Raw genomic sequence first — 19,392 nt, 5'->3', positions numbered from 1 at the left:
CGTGGATCGCACCCTATCCCTGCTCGTAAAATTCACCGGCATGGATCGGCTCAGCGGTCCACTGCGCGCTATGACGGGAGGCGCAAAGCGCGCCGCGCATGAGATGCTCGCCACGAAGAAAGAGATCGTCGGGCTCGAGCGCCAGGCCGCTAAGGTCGATGGTCTGAAGGCGCTCGGCGTCCAGGCCGGCAAGACGTACAACGAACTCGACGAGGCACGCCGCAAGGTTCGCAACCTCAACCTTGCGATCCAGCAGGGTGACGGTCCGATCGGAACGCTGAAGCGCCAGCTCACTCAAGCTGAGAGCAAAGTCACTCGCCTGTCGGCCGCGAGCGTGAAGCAAACCGAACGCCTCTCCAAGATGCGCCACGAGGCGAAGGAAGCCGGGGTCGACATCGCGCACCTCGCGCGCGAGGAAACCCGGCTGACGACGTCTCTCGCTGCCGCCAATCGAAAGATGGAGGAGCAGGAGAAACGCAGCGAGGCGATCGCCAAGCGCCGGCAGAGCATAGCACGCGCGGGCGAGTTCGGTGGCAAGATGCAGGGCCGCGGCGCCGCACTGCTGGCGGCGGGCGCCGCAACCGGCGTCGGTGTCGCATCCGTCGCCCGGCCGGCGATCGCGTTTCAGTCGAGCATGGCCGACGTCCGTAAGGTCGTCTCCGGTACGCCAGCGGAAGTGAAGAAGCTCGAGAACAACATCCTCGATCTCAGCCGGAACATGCCGCTTGCGGCCGATGGAATCGCGGCGATCGTCGCGGCCGGCGCCCAGGCCGGCGTCGCGCGCAAGGATCTGATCGGTTTCGCCAGCGACGCGACCAAGATGGGCATCGCGTTCGACCTGTCGGCCGACGAAGCCGGAACGACGATGGCCGCTTGGCGCAATGCGTTTGGCATGAACCGCGGCCAGATCAGGAATCTCGCCGACCAGGTCAATTACCTTGGCAACACTGCCGGCGCGAAGTCGTCGGTCATCACCGATATTGTCACGCGCATCGGTCCGCTCGGCGCGGTCGGCGGGCTTGCGGCCGGTCAGATCGCCGCGATGGGCGCGACGCTCGCCGGCATGGGGATCGAGAGCGAGATTGCCGCGACCGGCATCAAGAACACGATGCTCGCCCTGACCAAGGGCACCGCGGCGACGAAGGGGCAGCGCCAAGCGTTCAAGACACTCGGCTTGGAGAGCACCGCCGTCGCAAAGCGTATGCAGAAAGACGCGGCCGGTACCATCATGGATGTGATGAAACGGATTGGCGGCCTGTCGAAAGACAAGCAGGCCGGGCTGATGACCGAACTGTTCGGATCCGAATCAATTGCCGCGATCGCCCCTATGCTGACGCAGCTGCCGACCCTGTCGAAGAACTTCGACCGGGTTGGCAACCGTTCGACTTATGCGGGGTCGATGCAGTCGGAATATAACGGCGTTGCGGCAACGACCGCCAACCGCATTCTCGTCATGAACAATCGGATCGATGCGCTGAAGATCCGCTTCGGCGATCGCCTGCTGCCAACGATCGAGCGCGGCGCCGGCGCGATCGGTGATCTCGCCGACCGCATGTCTGCCTGGTCGCAACGCAATCCGGAACTGTCGGCCGGTCTCGGAAAGCTCGCGATCGTGTTAACGATCGGCGCGACCGCGCTCGGGATTATCGGGATCGCCGTCGGTGGCGTTCTACCCTGGTTGGTGCGCGGCGCCGGCGTCTTCATGCGCCTGGGCGGTGCGATCGGCTGGGCTGTCCGGATCTTCTGGGCCCTTGCTGGCGTGATCGGCGCGACGATCGGCCTGCCCGCGATTGCGGTCGCAGCGATCGCCGTGGGCCTCGGCCTTGCAGGGCTCGCGCTCTACAATCACTGGGAGAAGATCAAAGGGTTCTTCAAAAAGATGCCGACGTGGTTCGCCTCGATCGGCCGCCTGATGATGAACGGCCTGCTACTCGGTTTGAAGACGATGTTCCCGAACCTCTACGCCTTCGCCTCGTCAGTCATGGGAATGTTTCGCCTCGGCGGAGGCGCGGCACCTGTGGTACCGGCGGGTGGTCGTGGCGGTGGCGGATTGCCGCCTGTACGGCCAGTCGTCCCCGCCCGCGCTGGCGGAGGTGGCCGCGGGACCACGCACAACACCTATCACGTCAAGGTCGAGGGCGGTGGCAAGCCCGAGCAGCAGGCGTCCGAATTCATGGCAGCGGTCAAGCGTGAACAGGAACGCAAGGATCGCTCGAGCTTACGGGATAATGATTGATGCTGGCGTCCCTCGGGCTATTCGTCTTCGACCTCGCGAGCTTTCCGTTCGCCGAAATGTCGCACCGCACCGATTGGCGCCAGGCCAAGACGGAACGGATCGGCGCGCGCGCCGCCAGCCAGTATCTCGGCCCCGGCGACGAGAGCGTCAGCCTCGCCGGCGCGATCGTTCCCGAGGTCGCCGGCAGTTACGGCGCGATCGCTACGCTGAAGAAGATGGCCGACCAGGGCGAAGCATGGCCGCTGGTCGACGGCTCGGGCACGGTTTGGGGTAACTTTCGGGTCGTCGGCATGGACGCGCGACGTCGTCACATGTTGGTCGACGGGACGCCGCGCCTGGTGGACTTCACTCTCGATCTCGATCGGGTCGACTGATGGTCGACGCGAATTATGCCGGCGATCGTCGTGCCAACATACCCGACTTCCGCCTGTCGATTGGCGACGTGGATCTCGCGGGCGGCGTCTTCGCCGAGCTGCGCGACCTCGTCGACATCACGGCCAGGATTCGGCCCCGGCTAATCGGTCTGGCATTGACGGAGAAGCGCGGCGGTGAAGCCGACCAGCTCGACGTCACGCTCGACGACAGCGACGGGAAGCTCGATCTGCCCCGCAAGGGTCAGGTCGTGAAGCTGCAGCTCGGATGGCTGCAGGGCGGCGACGTGAAGGTCGGCCTGGTCGACAAGGGCGCGTTCACCGTTGACGAGGTCGAATGGAGCCAGGCGCCCGCCCAAATCCGCCTGACAGCGCGTTCGGCGGACCTCACGGCAGGCTTCCGCGTCCGCCGCGAGAAGAGCCACCGCGATACGACGCTCGGCGCGATCGCGCGCAAGGTCGCCACTGCGCACGGGTACCAGGCGCGCGTCGCGCCCGAGCTCGAGAACGTCGCGGTGCCGGCGCTGGTCCAGCACGGCCAGAGCGATATGGCGTTGTTGCATCGCCTCGGCCGCGAGCACGACGCGGTCGCGCAGATCAAGGATCGCCGCCTAATTCTTTCGCCGGTCGGCCGCGGGGTATCGCCGAGCGGCCGCGCGCTGCCGGCGCTGACGATCGCGGCTACTGATGGCAGCGGCGGGCGCTACCGCGAAGTCGATCGCACGGCCGACGCCGGAGTCGAGGCGCGCTGGCACGATTCGGACAGCGCGACGCGCAAGACCGTAGGCGTCGGTACCGGCAAGGGTACGCCACACCGCCTCCGCAAAATCTACCATTCGGAGGCGGACGCGCGAACTGCGGCGAACGCTGCCCACGCGAAGGCGAAACGCGCCGCGGCCGAGTTTGACTTCACGCTCGGCTATGGTCGTCCGGATCTCTACCCGGAACGGCCGGTGACGTTGACCGGCTTCAAGCCGACGATCGTCGGTCAGAAATGGGTTATCGCCGAACTGTCGCACAACCTCGACGGTCAGGGCGGATTGGGCACATCAATGAAACTCGAGACCCTCGCCAAAGTCAGTTTCGCAAAAGCCTCTTTTGTTCCGTCGGTCTATCGCAAAAATTAAACGATCTGTTATATTCGGTGACGGGGAGGCATCCTTCGGGGGGCCATACATTGAATCAGACTTCGAACGCCGCGTATTCCGGCAAGCGTATCACCATCGGTTGCCCACATTGTCAGTCCGTTCTGAAGGTGCGGAGCAGCAGGCAGACCGATCCGATCGTTCGCCAGGTCACGCTTGCTTGCCAGAACGACAACTGCTGCGCGACTTTCGGCGCGGACCTGACGTTGACGCATGTCATATCGGCAGGCGCGCAGCCCAACCCGGCGGTTTTATTGCGAACGACACCGCCGCGGCGTCGGCCGGCGAATGACGACATGCCGCCATGTGGCGATGCACCGGGTTCGGTAGATCATCCGCCTGCCAATGACGACGGCGCATTACCAACAAGCGACGCCGTATCGGGCTCGCCCCTATCGTAAAGCAGGCATCAAGCTTGCCGCAGCGGTCGAGTTCGCACGCCGCGGCAAGGGGTACCGCTTTATGCGCGGCCTTCCTCGTAGGCGCCTAGCGACCAGCCGATTATTCCAGATCGCTGGATCCGCATCAGCGAGCTATTGTCGGGCATGCCCGGCTGGCCGGGAATGTACGTCCGACCAAACATGTGGACATAGCCATAGTTCGGCGCCGGCGCTGCGTCGTCTGGTTCGACTATCCCGGCGAGTACGGTTTCAAAGATCGGCGCCAGGGCGTTTCCTGCCCCGCCGTTAAACTTGATATTCTGCTCCAGGTAAGCGCGCAGAGACAAGATCCTGCCGCTGAACACGAGACCTTGCGTGTAAAACGTTATTGCTGGCGAGACCCCTTGGTGGGCCAAATGAACCATTACGTTGAGTAGCGGATCGCCGCTGTAATCGGGGGCATCTTCAGCGCTGATTGGTTCGTTGGTGTCAGTCTCGATCGTCATGTTCGTTTCCCTTGTCGGTTCGCGCCCGGACTGGCTTACTTGATGTCGCATTCGCTCAGCATCGGCGTGCCGATCACTTCGCTCACCTTCGCACAAAGCAGGGTTATCGATTGCCCCTTGCTCAGTCCGGTAGCCTGCGGCTCCGATGCCTCTGTTAGCGTTGCCTGCGCATTCATGAACTCGTTGGACGTACGCAGCAGCACATGCGGCTCGTTGGTAACGCCGAGATCCACGCCGGCAACGGTACCGGTTACGAGCAACGGCTTGTCGCCATACGTCTGCTGCGCGGCCGCTTCGTTCGCATCATATGCCGCGAACAACTGCTGCGCCGTCACCGCGACCGGCTGCACGGTCGCCGCGGTTTCAGCCGACGTCGAGCTGTCCGCGCCCTTGCCGCCGGCGATCATCCCGATCAGCGCCAGCACGATCAAGGCCAGCACGAGGATCCCGCAGCCCTTTGCGGCGCCCGATTTCTTCTTCTCCGGCGCGATCGTTGGTGCATCGGCCGGTGTGCCCTTCAGCACGGCTGCCTTCTGAACCTGAAACTCATCTTCGCTCAGCACGCCCTGGTCGCGCAATTGCGCGAGGCGCGCGAGTTCTTCCGATACGTTAGCCATCAAATCCCCCTGAGTTAATTTCGTTCTGGCGAGAGCACCGCCCTCGCCGCCTGGTTGCGTTCAAACCCTGCCCGCTTGCCGATCGAGATACGTCAACATCAGGGAACGCCCGCGCTCGGCCAAAGCGATCTTCTTCGGATCGCACCGCGTCACGAGCTCGCGCGACATCAGCCAGTCGAGGTACGTGGCCGCGATCGGCGCCGGGGCCGATGCAGATGCCGCGAGATCCTCGGCCGACATCTCGCCGCGCGCTGTCAGCGCAAGCATCATATCCCAACCTGGTTCGCCGAACCCTTCTCGATCGAAACCGAAGACCTCGTCGCGAAGGCGGCGAGCGTCATAGAGCTGCGAAGACGCAGCGGTGTGGGCCGGCGTCAGTACCTTCGTCGTTTTCATCGGTTCTACCATCTGAGCGGCGACCAGGGCCGCGGCGCTATGCCTTCGAGACGGGTGCGTCGGATGTAGTGATAGGTCCCCAAGGCGAGCACAGCGCACATTGGATAGGCGACCTGCCCAATCATCCTCGAATAGACGATTGGGACCAGTGACGGATCGACCATCCGCGCGCCGTGCACACCGATCGCGAGCAGCTCGAGCGCTGCCATCCAGTACGGCCAGAACCGGTTTGCGCGCGCCGCGACCACCAACAACCCGCCGAACAGCAGAATGTCGATGGTGAAATGCGGCAAACTGAGACCGCGAAATGCGTTTGCCGGTATGCCGATCGCCAGACTAGTGATCGCCGCCACGATCAACATCCAGCCGACCATCCGCTCCGGAGCGCCGCCTCGCCGTATGGCGAACCAGGACACTGCGAGCTGCAGCAATTCGAAGAGGATGATCCGCAGCATTGGCCTACCTGGTTCGCCCTGTATTAAATTGCTCTACGCGACTTGCTTCAGCTGCACGTCCACGGCCTGGGCGGGATCCGTCGTCTCGCCGTATGAAAGCGGATCGATCCCCGCAACCGGAGCGAGCGTCCGCGCCAACCGGTGACCGGCCGCGGCCGATCCGATCGCCGTCCCGACTTGCATCTGCGCCTCATCGAAACGGGCGAACATCGCGTGGCCGGTGATCGCCGTCAGTCCTGTCTCAGTCTGGATCCGGCGAAGATCGAGGGCGAGCTCGAGGCCTGCGACATGCGCCGCGCGCAGCAGGTCCTCGTACCGGTGAAGGCGCTCGGCGATCGTCGCGCTAGCGGGCTGGCCGCTGGTCGCTGCGGACGATGTCGCTGATGGTGTGAACGGCTGTAACGATCGATCCGAAGCCGACTGCGAGGCCGATTGCGAGGATAAGGATCCACGCGAGACGAGCTGTGATACTTGCGTCATTGTCCGCATCCCTGTTGGCTGGCGCAAGCGGTCCCAGGAAGTGGGCAGCCCGGCCAGCTGGGTCGGATGGTCGCTCGGGCGGCGTTGTGCTTTCTACCCCCGTCAAGTCGCCCCCTGATTCTGCACGGGGTGATCCGCCGAACGCCATTCGAGCGGCATCGCGGCGATCGCGGGCGCCGAGCTGCTCGACGGCCTCGGAGATGTAGCCGTCGACCGTCGTCTTGCTGATGCCGAGCTCGGCCGCGATTTCCTTCGATGTCGCCTGTTTTTCCCAGACGAGTTTCAGGCAGGCGCGTTGCCGCGGCGTGAGCTTTTCCATCGCCGCGCCTATGCCCGCAGCGCGGCGGTCGAGGCGACGACGGAAAGATCAGCTTTGAACATAGTTAACGGCACGTTTTGCTTGCGATAGGTTAGGCTCACTGCAGTGATTGCCCCCATGTACAAAGCGAACGCCGGCTGCATCGACAGTTGCCCCCGATGCGAGATCGCTTGCTCGGTCACCGTATCGGTTCGGGATGCGGCATGGCGCGAGCTTCGTCGACATCTGCTCGTTCCGGGTGGTCCGGCGTCACCGGATCGGGCAGCAGATCTCGCAGCTGCGACAGCCCGATGGGAAGTCGCTGTGCGAGCAGCAGAGCTTGCTCGTCCCGGGAGGCCTTCGGATCAATCCCCGCGAGGAGGCCTATGAACATCCTCGCCAGGGCGCGCTCCGGGGGAAGATTGACCGACATCAGGATCATCGGCGGCGCCGCGGGTTGCGGCGGCGGTGCGTTCAAATCCGGATCGTCGGTCTCGCCCGAAAGGTATGCGGGCGTAGTTCGCAACTCTCGAGCTATCAGGTGTAGTTTGGTAGATCCCTTTTTGGCCGTGTGCAGCAGCTTGTAGATTGTCGGCTGCGCTACCCCGACCCGGCGTGCCAGCTCGGACTGAGACAGGCCCACTTCGACCATGCGCTCGCGCACTCTTTCGCTGACAATCATAACGATGAAAGTATAGCTTCAGGTATTGACGGCCATACACGTCTAGGTCTAGCTAGAGTCATACCTAAAGCTATAGGTACGAATCAGAGGTTAGACGACGATGCCACAGCCGATCCCCAGCTCCTCGCACGACGCTTTGCGTCGCGCGGTCGAGTGTGTGGGTTCGCAGGCGGCTCTCGCTCGGCTTCTGGGAATCGCGCAGCCATCGGTTTGGAAATGGTTGTCGAAGGGCAAACCCCTGCCCGCCGAGTACGTCCTGACCGTTGAAGCCGAGACTGGCATCCCTAAGGAGCAACTTCGGCCTGACCTGTATCGTCTCGTTACCGAGGACCCCGTTGTCATTGAGAGCAAGGGGACGCTGCGGTGATTGCAAAGATCTTTCTTCCCCCCCTCGATCGTCGTCCCGGCGTCGAGCGTCGACGGCAGCTATCGTCTCCCTGGCTGTCGTCGGCGTCATCAATTCTGTTCGGGTGTCGGCAGGCCATCCGGATCCGTGCCTCCTGGCCGGGAGCACGCTTCGCGCCGGCCCTGCGCCGGTCGCCTGCCACTGTCTTTGATCGATCCCCGTCGGCGTCCTCATCGTTTTGCTTCTGCACTGGGCACGCGATCAGCGCATCGGGAATAGAAATTGAGGTTTCCCGCTGTGGCTGACCTTATCCCAGTCGACGAGCGCCGCCTCGCAGAGGCTACCAAGCGCGCGATCCAGGCAGCCGGTGGCGGCAAGGTTTGCGAGGCCGAGACCGGCCTCTCAGACACCCGCTTCTCCTGCTATTCGTCGAAGTTCGATCGCGCCAGCATCACCATTCGTGACGCCGTCCGGATCGATGCCATCGGCGCCAGGGAAGATGGCCATCCGCACATTCTGAGCACGATGGCGAGTATTCTCGGCGCGGTAGTCATCATGCTGCCGGAGCATGAGGGCGGCGAGCTTTGCCTGCGGACCGGCGTGATGGCGCTCAGCATCGAGGTCGGCGACGTCTCGCGCGCAATTTCGGATGCGCTCGCCGGCACCGGTGAAGAAGGCAGCAAAGTCACGCGCCGCGAGGCCGAGGCCACGCTTGAGCACATCGCCGACCTGGAGCGAGCGACCGCAAAGCTTCGGTACCAGCTCGAACGCATCGGCGCTCCCACGGAAGCACCGCCCTGAACTGAACGCAGCGGGTAGCCCCGCCCCTCGCAAACACCAGCCCACTTGATCCGATCGCACGTGCTTTCGGAAACTCCGCCGCCTTGTCTGGAAAGGTTCGCCATGATCAATTTCGCGTTACCGATCGACCAAAGTCGCTTCGCGACACCGGTCGCATCGCCGCTCAGCCCCGCCAGCTACCTGCAGCTTCGCCGCAAGGCCGCGGGCCTGTCGGTCGACGAGGTTGCCCGGCGGATCTCGACGACCAACCAGTCCGAGGTCAGGGCGCTGGTCTGCCTGCTAGAAACGCAGGGAAGCTCGGCAAAATATCGCGAGACGATCGACGGGTTTGCCGACGCCTTCCCGATCGATGCCGACGTCTACATGCAGCTGCGCGACACGCCCGCGGATCAGCATCCCCGCATTTGCCGCGGCTGCGGCTGCAGCGAATACGATCCGTGCGTCTCGGCTGACGGGGCGCAGAGCTGCGCCTGGCAGGGCGTCAACACCTGCACCCGCTGCGTCGGCGAGCCGACCGTTCCGGTGCAGCAGTGATGCCGCACATTCTCCACGGCGTCGCGATTGGCCTGTTCATTTCCGCAGGCGCCACCTCGATTGGCACAATCGCCGCCTCGATCTGCCCGCAATGGGCTCGCATCGTCAGCCTCGCGCTGGGCAATGTCGAGCCAGCTTTCACGCCGTTCGATCAGTCGACCGATCGTTGACCGATGTTCGCCAATCTCGGCGTTTTCGGGCGCGGGCCCGACTGCTGTCCATCGTCATCGTGGTGGCTGTCCCATGGGCGCTGATCGTAACCTGGTGGAACCAGTGACATGGCGGACGTCGCAGTCTGTTGTGGCGATCGTGCCCTTTTTGAGGGGCTCGGCCGCACCGGCAAGCAGTGCGACGTCCTCGTCGTGCGCAAGGTTTTTGCCGCAGTTCGTTTCGATGACGGACTGGCCGTCCTTTGCCTCGCAAATGACCTGCACCCCGTCAAACGCCGCCCCCCGCCGATGTTCTGACGCACGCCGCATCGTCACCCAAGCACGCAGGAAATCATGAACATGAGCAAGCCAGAAGCCACCGAAGAACGCCAGCACGGCATGGGCGGCGGCGCCGTGGCGGCCGACGAGCTCCGCCTTCTGATTGAGCGCGCAGAGCGTCTCGAGGAAGAAAAGCGCGGCATCACCGACGACATCAAGGACGTGATGGCTGAGGCTAAGGGGCGTGGATACGACCCGAAGGCTATCCGCAAGATCCTGACGATCCGCAAAAAGAAGAAAGAGGAATACCAGGAAGAGGAAGCGATCCTGGAAGTCTATCTCCAAGCGCTGGGGATGATCTGATGGCGAGCGTCACGATCGAGCCACAGCGCGGCGAAATGCCGATCCTGCAGTTCTGCACCCCGGCCCAGCTTCGGGTCGATCCGACCTATCAGCGCCCGACCGACGCCCAGGCAAGTCGCACGCTGATCAACCGGATCACCCGGCACTGGGACTGGCGGCTCTATCAGCCGCTCGTCGTTGCACGCCGAGCCGATGGCGGTCTCTACGTGGTCGACGGTCAGCATCGTCTCGAGGCTGCGCGGCAGCGGTCCGACATTCCTCAGTTGCCGTGCGTCGTCACCAGTTACGACGGCGCTCAGGACGAGGCGGCGGCATTCGTGTCGCTCAACCAGCAGCGCAAGCCGTTGTCGAAGATGAACCTGTTCCGGGCGGCGATCGCCGCTGGCGATGCGGACGCGATCGCGATCGAGGCCCTGGTCGAACTGGTCGGCCTGCGCATTACCGGCGCGGCCGATGTGCGGACGTGGAAGCCGGGCTGGATCAACAACGTCGCGGCGATCCAGCAATGCTACCGCCAGCATGGCGAGGCCGTCACCCGGGTATCGCTCGAGGCGCTCGCCAAGGGCTTTCCCCTGGCTGTCCTGCGGAACTGCAACACCATGTTCGGCGCGATCGTGCCGCTCGTCGCGCAGCAGGGGGCGGCGCTGTCCGCCTTCCTCCTGCACGAGATCCTGCGCGATGCTGATCAGGAAACGTGGATGTCCCGGTTCCGGGATCTCGCAACCGCGCGATCGATCAGCGTGACGTTCGCCGCCAAGCAGCTGCTGGGTGAGTCCTACGCCGAGGCGGCTGCGGAGTGAACGCGGTGCCGGAGATCTGCACCTGCGCGACGTGCCGCGTACTGGATCGCCGGCACCCGGCCGAAGGCGTGCAGCTGCGCTTGATCACGAACGAGAATCCTGACGGGCCGGCATCGATGCCGGCCCGTCATTCGCATTCCGAAGCACCCGCGGTTGCCCCCGCGGATGTGAGCGAACCCTGCCGCCCCCATCGGAAACACGCTCGCGGCACCAAGACACTGGCAACCGGAGACACCCGACCATGAACGAGATGACCACGATTTTAAAGAGCCCTGCCCCCCGCTCGCGCAAGCGTTTGACGGGCAAAGAGGCTGTCGCGGAAACGCGTGAGGCGCTGGCGACCATCACGTCGACGATCGCGCCGTCGGTGCCCGAGTTGATCCCGCTCGGTCGGCTCCGTCGCGCGCCCGAAAACATCCGGCGGATCCGCATGGCCGAAGACGTCGACGTCATGGCGGACGACATCGCCGGGCACGGCCTGCTGCAGTCGCTGATCGGTTACGCCGGCCAGTGGCCCGACGACGCGCACCTGGTCTACATTGTCGGCGGCGGTCGCCGCCTGCAGGGCTTGAACCGGCTCCAGGAGCGCGAGCTGCTCGACGACACGTTCACCGTCCCGGTGCTGATCCGCGATCAGTCCGACGCGATCGAACTGTCGCTTGCCGAGAACCTGCAGCAGCGGACCATGTCGGCCGTCGACGAAGTCTTCGGTTTCAAGGCGCTCATGGACCGGGGCACCAATTCGCCCGAGGGCCTGGCCAAGCGTTTCGGTTTCTCGGAGCGCGTCGTGAAACAGAGGCTTCGCCTCGCCAGCCTGCATCCCGACATCCTCGACGCCCTCGGGTCGCGCAGCATCACGATCGATAGCGCGATGGCATATGCCAAGTCTCAGGATCAGGAGATCCAAGGCAAGGTGTTCAAGGCTCAGTGCAAGAGCACGTCGCACGGCCAGCACAGCGCGTCTAACATCGGCTGGGCGTATCGCGACAAGACCGTCACCACCGCGTCGCCGCTGTTCAAATATGTCGGTGAAACTGCCTATGAGCGCGACGGCAGCGGCTACGAAGACGACCTCTTCACCGAGACACAGGCCGAGGGCGATATCCGCACCCTCACCAATGCGCCGCGCCTGCGCGTGCTCGCCGAGCAGCACATCGCGTTTCAGATGGTCCAACGTCAACAGGAGATGGCCGAGGCGCTGCAATGCGAAACTGTCGACGGCTTCGTGAAGCTCGACGACATCGTCTTCCCCTCATGGGGCATGACACCGCCAAAGGCTCCGGCCGGGTTCGCCTGGGTCGGCAACGTCTACAATCAGAGCGCCACCGATCGCATGTGGAAGACGGTCCGGAATAACCGAATCAAGGTTCGCTTGCTCGTCGGCATCAACGGCGAGGGCGAGCTCGAGGCGTATGATCGCGGTTTCTACGTCGAAAAAGGTCAGCTCAACGCCGTCATGCCGCCGCAAGATAACGTGGCGTCGGCGGAGAAGTTGACCCCCGAACAGCAGGCCGCGGCGGTGCGAGCCAACGAGATCGAGCGCATCGCCTATCGCGAGGCCGTCGGCACGTTCGAAGGTACGCCATTCGAAGGCCGTGCGCGGATCGCGACGCACGGCTGGATCAGCCCAGCCGAGCCGGATCACATGCGGCGCAATGAAGGGTTGCTCATTGCCGTTCAGGTTTGGGTGTCGAAGGAGCAGGCCGAGGCAGCGACCGCGCACGCGACCGCCATCTACGATCAGATCCTAGCCGAACGTGCCGCAGAAATCGCCGCACGGGAAGCGCAGAAGGCGACAGCGGCCGACGCGATCGCGACCCGTACCGCCGAGCTGGTCGACATGGCCCCGCCGGGGATCGCACTGATCGACGGCGACATATGGGAGCGCGCCGAGGACGGGAGCTATTCGGTGACCGACGAAGGCGCAGACGGCTACGTCCCCAATTGGATCGCGTTGTTGGCAAACTTCGATGCCAACCTGATTGAGCAGGTTTTCGCGACGCGCGATGAATTCGAGGTCTCACGGTCAGTTGAAGGCGCACGCGACGACGCTCTGGTCGCGCAGGCGCTCGCAATGGATCCCGAACCCGAGGTCATGATCCTCGACGGCGAGCCCTGGGCTCGCGGCGAGAGCGGTACCTTCACGCTGATCGGCGCTGACGATGACGGCGTCGACACGGTCGAGACGCTTGCTGCCCTGATCGCTCTCTACTCCGAGTGCGTCGACGCCATCTTCCCCACCCGCGCCGAGTACGACGCCAAGATCGCGACCTACCCTGCCGAGGAGATCGACCAGTGAACCGTATCGATGCGCTGATCGCGGAAGCGAAGCGCCAGAACCCATATCGGGCCTCTTTCAGCGAGCGCGTGATGGGTCTGGCGAAATACCAGCCGTTCCGCTCCCTGTGGTGCGCGCGGACGGCTTGGCTCATGTTCCGCGACTGGAACGCGCCCAAAGGCCACGAGGCACGCATGACGCTCATGCAGGGCTGGCAGTACGCCACCAGCCTAGCCGAGATGCTCGACATGGGCCCCATGCTCCCCACCGAAGCGATCGCCGAAGATCGCCAGTATTGGGACGAATGATCATGCGCCCTCCCACAGCGGCAGCTCTCCAAGCCCAGTGCGACACCTTCAACGCAGTCTGTTCGGTCGGCAGCCCCGTTATCGTTCGAATGGACTGCGGCGATCAGGTCTCGACCGTGACGCGGTCCTCGGCCGAGGTGCTGTCAGGGCACTCGGCCGTAATCTGGCTGAAGAATATCAGCGGCTGTTACCTGCTCGACCGGGTCACCGTATCAGAGGAAGCGTACTGATGGCCGCGGGAGATATGCCGACGATCGCGGCGGGCCATCCCCTGGCGTGGCCAACAGGCCGACCGCGCACGGCGCAGCCGCGACCCGCCCTGTTCCGCGACGGTGGCTCGCGCATGACGTTGACGAGCAGTCGCAGCCGACTGCGCGGCCAGATCGGTGCGCTCACGAAGACCGGTCAGCCCTGGCGTGTGCAGAACATGGTGTTGTCGACCAACATCCGGTTCACGGCGTCGGGCGCCCGCGACCAGAACGTCAGCCGCCGCGATCCGCTCGACGCCGGCGTCGCGTTCTACTTCGACCTCGACAAGCTATCGCACGTCCTGGCCTGCGATCGCTGGGACTCGGTGCCGGACAACATCGCTGCGATCGCCGCGCACATCGAGGCGCTCCGCGGCCAAGAGCGCTGGGGCGTCGCCGATCTGCGTCAGGCATTCGCCGGCCACACCATGTTGCCGGCGCCGGCATCATGGTCGGCCGTACTGGGCGTGTCGCGCGACGCTGACCGGGCAGAGATCGACCGGGCGTACCGCGCGCTGGCGAAGACCGCGCATCCGAACGCCGTCGGTGACCGCGAAACGTGGGACCGCCTTAGCCAAGCCTACGAACAAGCCAAACAGGGGGCCTTGTGATGCCAGGATCTACCGCGCAGCGGGAGCGTCGCACGCTCGCGCAGAGCAAGCAGCTCGGCGTCCCCAGCGCGCGCGGCCGCTTCCTCCGGCTCGACGATATGATCGCGTCAACCGGCCTCAGCGAATCGACGATCCGCCGCCGGGTACGCGAAGGCGAAATGCCCAAACCCATCGCGCTCACGAAGCGCTGCGTGGGATGGTGGGAAAGCGATTTCGCGGCGTGGGCAAGCGAGCACCGGTCACCCCGTACCTCTGATTGAGCCCCCAAACGAGGGGGCATTCCTGGGGGCATCCCCGAAAATCAAAACTCACAATTCATAAGTATTCCGGGAACTTGACCATGCTAAATCGATCCCTGCAACCGGCACCATCTCTTCCCAAGCTGCCCTCCCCGATCGCCGTTGGGGTAAGCCGCGTCCGTCGTCGTCGGAGGCCGTCCTTCGCATAAATCTATCAATCATAGGTCGCGGGGCGGGACCTTGGCGCTTCCGTACAATTACCGCGTGAGCAGCCCTGCTACCGTTACTGATGCGAAACGATGTGCCGAGATTGCAGGGGGAAAGGATCGTCCTCGAACCCATGGTGCTAGCCGATAGCCACGCGATACAGCGGCTGTTCCCGCACTGGGAGATAGTCCGATACCTCTCGCATGGCCTGGAATGGCCTTACCCTGCCGATGGCGCTCGCAGGCTGTTGCAGGAGGTGACCTTTCCCTCGGTGGCCCAGGGAATAGAATGGGCGTGGTCTATCCGGCTCAATGGGAAGCGGCGCCCTTTGATCGGCGCGATCAGCGTCGCTGACAGGCCTGACGACAATCGGGGCTTCTGGCTTGGGTTGGACTGGCATGGGCAGGGCCTGATGACAGAGGCATGCACGCTGGCCACGGACTATTGGTTCGACGTGCTCGGCTTCCCCGTCATGCGTGTACCCAAGGCGATGGCGAACATGCCCTCCCGCCGCCTGTCGGAGCGGGAAGGGATGCGGCTGGTACAGGTCGGACCTCGGAACTTCGTAAGCGGACGCATGCCCGCCGGTATCTGGGAAACTACCGCCGCCGAGTGGCGATCAAGAAAATTGCTCCCGCCCCCGCCCTTCCAAGCGCAACCGCTCGGGTAAGCGAGTTGGCCTTCGCGCGCGGGTCTTGGTGGTCCGAGAGTCCGCAATTCGCTCAGACCGATTCCGAAGGCACGCTCCAGCGGCATCAAACCGTAACGCGAGGCGGTCCCGGTTGGACGGCGGCGGGGGCGTTTGCGGTACTCGACCAAACCGTACCGAGTGGTAGAACGGGCAGATGAGCCCGCACGCAAAAGCCTTTCTCGGCGAACTGATCTCCGAGGCGATCGCGATCTGTATCGTGATGACCTTCGGCCTGTCGGTCGCCGCGATGTACACGCTGTACGATCCGAGCCCGTACAAGACGGCCTATTGGGGGGTCTGCATGACCTGGGGCATGGCGGTGTCGATCTCGATCTACGTCACCGGCGCGGTATCGGGCACGCACGCAAATCCTGGCGTCACGCTGGCGCTGGCGCTCTATCGCGGGTTTCCGTGGAAGAAGGTGCTGCCATATTGGTGCGCACAGCTGGTCGGCGCGTTCGTCGGCGCCGCGATCGTCTATGCTCTGTATTACAACGTCATCGACCACTTCAACGCGACCCAGAACCTCACGCGCGCGGGCGGCGGTGGCGCAGGCGTGTTCTTCACCGCGCCCGGCCTCGCGGTGACGACGATGAAGGGGTTCGTCGACGAGATCATTCTGACCGCGATCCTGATCTTCGGGATCTTCGCGATCACCGACGAGTTCAATACCATGGCCCCGCAAGCGAATTTCGGGGCGATCGTGATCGGCCTGCTCGTCGCCGTGATCGGTGCGTCGATGGGTTATCTGGAAGGGTGGGCGATCAATCCCGCACGCGATCTTGGCCCCCGTACCTTCGCCTGGCTGATGGGCTGGGACGCATCCGCCTTTCCCGGTGTCGGCAATTACTGGTGGGCGCCGATCGCTGGCCCGCTGATCGGCGCAGTGATCGGCGGCGGTGCGCAGCATCTGCTGGTCCGTCCCTTCCTGCCGCGCGACAAGCCTGTCGCCGGCCCGCAATGACCGAGGAGTGTAAGGCGTGACCGACACCATCATCCTGGCGATCGACCAGGGCACGACTTCGACCCGCAGCATGACGTTCGGTACCGACGGCGTCCCCCGCCAGACGGTCCGCCGGGAATTTGCCCAGCATTATCCGCAATCAGGCTGGGTCGAGCATGACCCCGAGGACATCTGGCGCGACACGGTCGCAACCTTGAAAGAGGCGGCTGAGGCGGACGGCGGCAAGGTTGCCGCGATCGGCATAACCAACCAGCGCGAGACGGTGGTGGTATGGGACCGCAAGACCGGCAAGCCCGTCCACAACGCGATCGTGTGGCAGGATCGCCGTACCGCCAAGCTCTGCGCGCACCTCAAGGCGGACGGCAATGAACCGCTGGTACGCGAGCGGACCGGGCTGATCCTGGACCCCTATTTCTCCGGCACCAAGCTCAAGTGGATCCTCGACAATGTCGACGGCGTCCGCGCCCGCGCCGACAGGGGCGAACTCGCCTTCGGCACAATCGACAGCTTCCTGCTCTGGCGGCTGACCGGCGGCAAGGTTCACGCGACCGACGCGTCCAACGCCTCGCGCACGTTGCTGTTCGACATCCACAAGGGCGCGTGGGACCCCGACATGCTGCGGATGCTGGACATCCCGGAAAGCCTGTTGCCCGACGTCAAGAACAACAGCACGATCTTCGGCGAGACGACGCAAGACCTGCTCGGCAGGGCGATCCCCATCGGCGGGATGGCGGGCGACCAGCAGGCGGCGGTGGTCGGTCAGGCCTGTTTTCAGCGCGGTGATGCAAAGTCGACCTACGGTACCGGCTGCTTCGTGCTGCTGAACACCGGCAAGGAGGCCGTGACCAGCAAGAACGGCATGCTGACCACGATCGCCTATCAGCTCGACGGCGAGATCACCTATGCGCTCGAAGGTTCGATCTTCGTCGCAGGCGCGGCGGTGAAGTGGCTGCGCGACGGGCTCGGCCTGATCAATCAGGCTTCCGACACGAACGACATGGCGACCAAGCTCGACGGCAATGACGGCGTCTACATGGTGCCGGCGTTCGTCGGTCTCGGCGCGCCGCACTGGGACCCCGACGCGCGCGCGAGCATCACCGGCCTCACCTTTGCCGCCACCGGGTCACACATCGCCCGCGCCGCGCTCGAATCGGTCGCCTATCAGACGGCCGATTTGATGAACGCGATGGTCGCGGATGGTGCGCGCGATGCCCGCCAGATCCGTGTCGACGGCGGCATGGCAGCGAACGACTGGTTCTGCCAGTTCCTCGCGGACATGCTCGATACCGACGTCGTCCGACCCGCGAACATCGAGACGACCGCGGCCGGTGCGGCCTTCCTCGCGGGCATGGCGGTAGGGATCTGGAACGGCCCCGACGACATCATCGCCACCTGGAAGGAGGATCGGATCTTCGACCCGAGGATGAGGAGCGCCGAGCGAACGACGCTGATGGCCGGCTGGCAGGAAGCCGTCGATCGAACCAGCTCGAGGACGAAAGCATGAGCACCACGAAACCCGACATCGACGTCGACCTGCTGGTGATCGGCGGCGGCGTGAACGGCACCGGCATCGCCCGCGATGCTGCCGGGCGTGGCCTGCGCGTGATGCTGGTCGAGCGCGACGACCTTGCCTCGCATACCTCGTCGTCGAGTACCAAGCTGATCCATGGCGGCTTGCGCTATCTCGAATATTACGAGTTCCGACTGGTCCGGGAGGCACTGGCCGAACGCGAGAAGCTGATCGACGTCGCGCCGCATCTGATCAGCCCGATGCGCTTCGTCATGCCGCTCGCCGCTGGCATGCGCCCGGCCTGGTTGATCCGTCTCGGGCTGTTCCTCTACGATCATATCGGCGGCCGCACCCGCCTGCCGAAGTCGAAGGGCGTGCGCCTCGACAAAACCAACTGGGGTGCCGGTCTGAAACCCATCCGCCACGGCTTCGTCTATTCGGACGGATGGGTCGACGACGCGCGGCTGGTGGTCCTGAACGCGCTCGATGCCGCCGAACGCGGTGCGCAGATCCGCACCCATACGAGCTTCGAGGGCGCACGCCGGGAGAGCGTCCACTGGGTCGCGAGCCTCGGCGACGGCAGCACGGTAACCGCCCGCGCTATCGCCAACACGTCGGGGCCATGGGTGAGCAAGGTGCTCGCCGAGATGCCCCAGGCACATGCCGAGCGGCCGCCGCGCCTTGTCAAGGGCAGCCACATCATCGTGAAAAAGCTGTTCGAGGGCGAGCACGCCTATATCCTGCAGAACCCCGACAAGCGGATCATCTTCGCCATCCCCTATGAGGACGACTTCACGCTGATCGGCACCACCGACAAACCCTATGAAGGCGATCCGTCGCACCCGACAATCGATCCCGACGAAACCGAATATCTGTGCGACAGCGTCAACCGCTACTTCTCGCGCCAGATCGGTGCGGGCGACGTCGTCGGCAGCTATTCGGGCGTGCGCCCGCTGTTCGACGACGGCAACGAGAACGCGTCCGAAGTCACCCGCGACTACGTCCTCCGGCTCGGCACCGGCGAAGCGCCGCAGATCCTGTCGGCGTTCGGCGGCAAGATCACGACCTATCGCCGTCTGTCGGAACATGCGCTCGAAGACCTTGCGCCGTTCCTGCCCGACATGGCTAAACCCTGGACTGCTGGCGTATCCCTGCCGGGCGGCGACCTCCCGAATGGCGACTTCGCTGCGTTTTTGCAGAGCGTCCGCTCGCGGTGGCCGTTCCTCGACGCCGTCACCGCCGCGCGCATGGCGCACGCTTATGGTACGAGGATCGAGCGGGTCCTTAGCGACGCCATCAGTCTCGACGACATCGGCCATGGGCTTTCGACCCGCGAGATCGATTATCTCATCGACCAGGAATGGGCGCAGACCGCCGAGGACATCCTTTGGCGGCGGACCAAACTCGGTTTGCACGGCGGCGCTCCGCTGCAGGCTGCGGTGGAATCGTATCTGGCCACACGCAAAGGCCACGTACCGGCGCAATGAGTGCGCTCATA

General features: G+C 64.3%; 26 protein-coding genes. 18 read left to right on the top strand and 8 right to left on the bottom strand.

Annotation, left to right across the window (positions count from 1 at the left end; genetic code table 11):
• Position 1 precedes the first annotated feature (1 nt).
• Genes EQZ23_RS10880 through EQZ23_RS20275 form a run of 4 tightly spaced genes read left to right on the top strand, consistent with a single transcriptional unit; the run spans position 2 to position 4,153 of the window.
• Positions 2-2,236: a phage tail tape measure protein gene (locus tag EQZ23_RS10880; protein ID WP_128454409.1), complete on the top strand. Its 2,235-nt coding sequence runs from the start codon at positions 2-4 to the stop codon at positions 2,234-2,236.
• Positions 2,236-2,610, top strand: coding sequence for a phage tail protein (locus tag EQZ23_RS10875; protein ID WP_128454408.1), 375 nt, complete (start codon positions 2,236-2,238; stop codon positions 2,608-2,610). The genes EQZ23_RS10880 and EQZ23_RS10875 overlap by 1 nt, the downstream gene beginning before the upstream one ends.
• Complete coding sequence (locus EQZ23_RS10870; protein ID WP_128454407.1) at positions 2,610-3,734, top strand: contractile injection system protein, VgrG/Pvc8 family; 1,125 nt, start codon at positions 2,610-2,612, stop codon at positions 3,732-3,734. Before EQZ23_RS10875 ends, EQZ23_RS10870 begins: the two co-directional genes overlap by 1 nt.
• A gap of 17 nt (positions 3,735-3,751) precedes the next feature.
• Positions 3,752-4,153: an ogr/Delta-like zinc finger family protein gene (locus tag EQZ23_RS20275; RefSeq protein WP_240663490.1), complete on the top strand. Its 402-nt coding sequence runs from the start codon at positions 3,752-3,754 to the stop codon at positions 4,151-4,153.
• Between the two features lie 59 nt (positions 4,154-4,212).
• Here the strand turns inward: EQZ23_RS20275 and EQZ23_RS10860 are convergent, their stop codons facing one another.
• The 8 genes from EQZ23_RS10860 to EQZ23_RS10835 form a co-directional block, all read right to left on the bottom strand.
• Positions 4,213-4,638, bottom strand: a complete 426-nt coding sequence (locus EQZ23_RS10860; protein WP_128454405.1) for a hypothetical protein — start codon at positions 4,636-4,638, stop codon at positions 4,213-4,215.
• A gap of 35 nt (positions 4,639-4,673) precedes the next feature.
• Complete coding sequence (locus tag EQZ23_RS20045; protein ID WP_206364219.1) at positions 4,674-5,255, bottom strand: SHOCT domain-containing protein; 582 nt, start codon at positions 5,253-5,255, stop codon at positions 4,674-4,676.
• A 60-nt stretch (positions 5,256-5,315) separates the two neighbouring features.
• A complete protein-coding gene (locus tag EQZ23_RS10850) occupies positions 5,316-5,651 on the bottom strand; it encodes a hypothetical protein (RefSeq protein ID WP_128454404.1) in 336 nt (111 codons plus the stop codon).
• 5 nt (positions 5,652-5,656) lie between these two features.
• Complete coding sequence (locus EQZ23_RS10845; protein WP_128454403.1) at positions 5,657-6,106, bottom strand: hypothetical protein; 450 nt, start codon at positions 6,104-6,106, stop codon at positions 5,657-5,659.
• 33 nt (positions 6,107-6,139) lie between these two features.
• Positions 6,140-6,316, bottom strand: coding sequence for a hypothetical protein (locus tag EQZ23_RS19815; protein ID WP_164913423.1), 177 nt, complete (start codon positions 6,314-6,316; stop codon positions 6,140-6,142).
• Between the two features lie 133 nt (positions 6,317-6,449).
• Complete coding sequence (locus tag EQZ23_RS10840; protein ID WP_128454402.1) at positions 6,450-6,905, bottom strand: LuxR C-terminal-related transcriptional regulator; 456 nt, start codon at positions 6,903-6,905, stop codon at positions 6,450-6,452.
• 8 nt (positions 6,906-6,913) lie between these two features.
• Entirely contained in the window at positions 6,914-7,087 is a 174-nt protein-coding gene (locus tag EQZ23_RS19810; protein ID WP_164913422.1) for a hypothetical protein, read from the bottom strand.
• Positions 7,084-7,566, bottom strand: a complete 483-nt coding sequence (locus tag EQZ23_RS10835; protein ID WP_128454401.1) for a helix-turn-helix transcriptional regulator — start codon at positions 7,564-7,566, stop codon at positions 7,084-7,086. The genes EQZ23_RS19810 and EQZ23_RS10835 overlap by 4 nt, the downstream gene beginning before the upstream one ends.
• 628 nt (positions 7,567-8,194) lie before the next feature.
• Between EQZ23_RS10835 and EQZ23_RS10825 the strand changes: the two genes are divergently transcribed.
• The 14 genes from EQZ23_RS10825 (at position 8,195) to glpD (ending at position 19,381) form a co-directional block, all read left to right on the top strand.
• Positions 8,195-8,713, top strand: coding sequence for a phage regulatory CII family protein (locus EQZ23_RS10825; protein ID WP_128454399.1), 519 nt, complete (start codon positions 8,195-8,197; stop codon positions 8,711-8,713).
• 102 nt (positions 8,714-8,815) lie between these two features.
• Complete coding sequence (locus tag EQZ23_RS10820) at positions 8,816-9,247, top strand: hypothetical protein (protein WP_128454398.1); 432 nt, start codon at positions 8,816-8,818, stop codon at positions 9,245-9,247.
• Complete coding sequence (locus EQZ23_RS19805; RefSeq protein ID WP_164913421.1) at positions 9,247-9,417, top strand: hypothetical protein; 171 nt, start codon at positions 9,247-9,249, stop codon at positions 9,415-9,417. The genes EQZ23_RS10820 and EQZ23_RS19805 overlap by 1 nt, the downstream gene beginning before the upstream one ends.
• Before the next feature lie 108 nt (positions 9,418-9,525).
• On the top strand, positions 9,526-9,714 hold the full coding sequence (locus tag EQZ23_RS10815) for a hypothetical protein (RefSeq protein WP_128454397.1): 189 nt from the start codon (positions 9,526-9,528) through the stop codon (positions 9,712-9,714).
• Between the two features lie 81 nt (positions 9,715-9,795).
• Positions 9,796-10,038 (top strand): DUF2312 domain-containing protein, encoded by a 243-nt coding sequence (locus EQZ23_RS10810; protein ID WP_206364245.1) that lies wholly within the window; start codon positions 9,796-9,798, stop codon positions 10,036-10,038.
• Positions 10,038-10,838, top strand: coding sequence for a ParB/RepB/Spo0J family partition protein (locus EQZ23_RS10805; RefSeq protein WP_128454395.1), 801 nt, complete (start codon positions 10,038-10,040; stop codon positions 10,836-10,838). Before EQZ23_RS10810 ends, EQZ23_RS10805 begins: the two co-directional genes overlap by 1 nt.
• Positions 10,839-11,079: 241 nt before the next feature.
• A complete protein-coding gene (locus EQZ23_RS10800) occupies positions 11,080-13,137 on the top strand; it encodes a ParB/RepB/Spo0J family partition protein (RefSeq protein WP_128454394.1) in 2,058 nt (685 codons plus the stop codon).
• Positions 13,134-13,424, top strand: a complete 291-nt coding sequence (locus tag EQZ23_RS10795) for a hypothetical protein (protein ID WP_128454393.1) — start codon at positions 13,134-13,136, stop codon at positions 13,422-13,424. Before EQZ23_RS10800 ends, EQZ23_RS10795 begins: the two co-directional genes overlap by 4 nt.
• Positions 13,425-13,653: 229 nt before the next feature.
• Positions 13,654-14,283 carry a J domain-containing protein gene (locus EQZ23_RS10785; protein ID WP_128454391.1) on the top strand — a complete coding sequence of 210 codons (630 nt, stop codon included), beginning with the start codon at positions 13,654-13,656 and terminating at the stop codon, positions 14,281-14,283.
• Entirely contained in the window at positions 14,283-14,543 is a 261-nt protein-coding gene (locus tag EQZ23_RS10780; protein ID WP_128454390.1) for an AlpA family phage regulatory protein, read from the top strand. The genes EQZ23_RS10785 and EQZ23_RS10780 overlap by 1 nt, the downstream gene beginning before the upstream one ends.
• Before the next feature lie 268 nt (positions 14,544-14,811).
• On the top strand, positions 14,812-15,399 hold the full coding sequence (locus EQZ23_RS10775; protein WP_128454389.1) for a GNAT family N-acetyltransferase: 588 nt from the start codon (positions 14,812-14,814) through the stop codon (positions 15,397-15,399).
• Between the two features lie 175 nt (positions 15,400-15,574).
• Positions 15,575-16,384, top strand: coding sequence for an MIP/aquaporin family protein (locus tag EQZ23_RS10770; RefSeq protein WP_128454388.1), 810 nt, complete (start codon positions 15,575-15,577; stop codon positions 16,382-16,384).
• Between the two features lie 16 nt (positions 16,385-16,400).
• Entirely contained in the window at positions 16,401-17,888 is a 1,488-nt protein-coding gene (glpK, locus tag EQZ23_RS10765) for a glycerol kinase GlpK (protein WP_128454387.1), read from the top strand.
• Positions 17,885-19,381, top strand: coding sequence for a glycerol-3-phosphate dehydrogenase (glpD, locus tag EQZ23_RS10760; protein WP_128454386.1), 1,497 nt, complete (start codon positions 17,885-17,887; stop codon positions 19,379-19,381). The genes glpK and glpD overlap by 4 nt, the downstream gene beginning before the upstream one ends.
• Positions 19,382-19,392: the final 11 nt, after the last annotated feature.

Source organism: Sphingomonas sp. UV9, from assembly GCF_004101245.1.
Taxonomy (GTDB): Bacteria; Pseudomonadota; Alphaproteobacteria; order Sphingomonadales; family Sphingomonadaceae; genus Sphingomonas.
The sequence above is the reverse complement of the archived record's forward strand: the minus strand, read 5'-3'. Positions and strand labels throughout refer to the sequence as shown.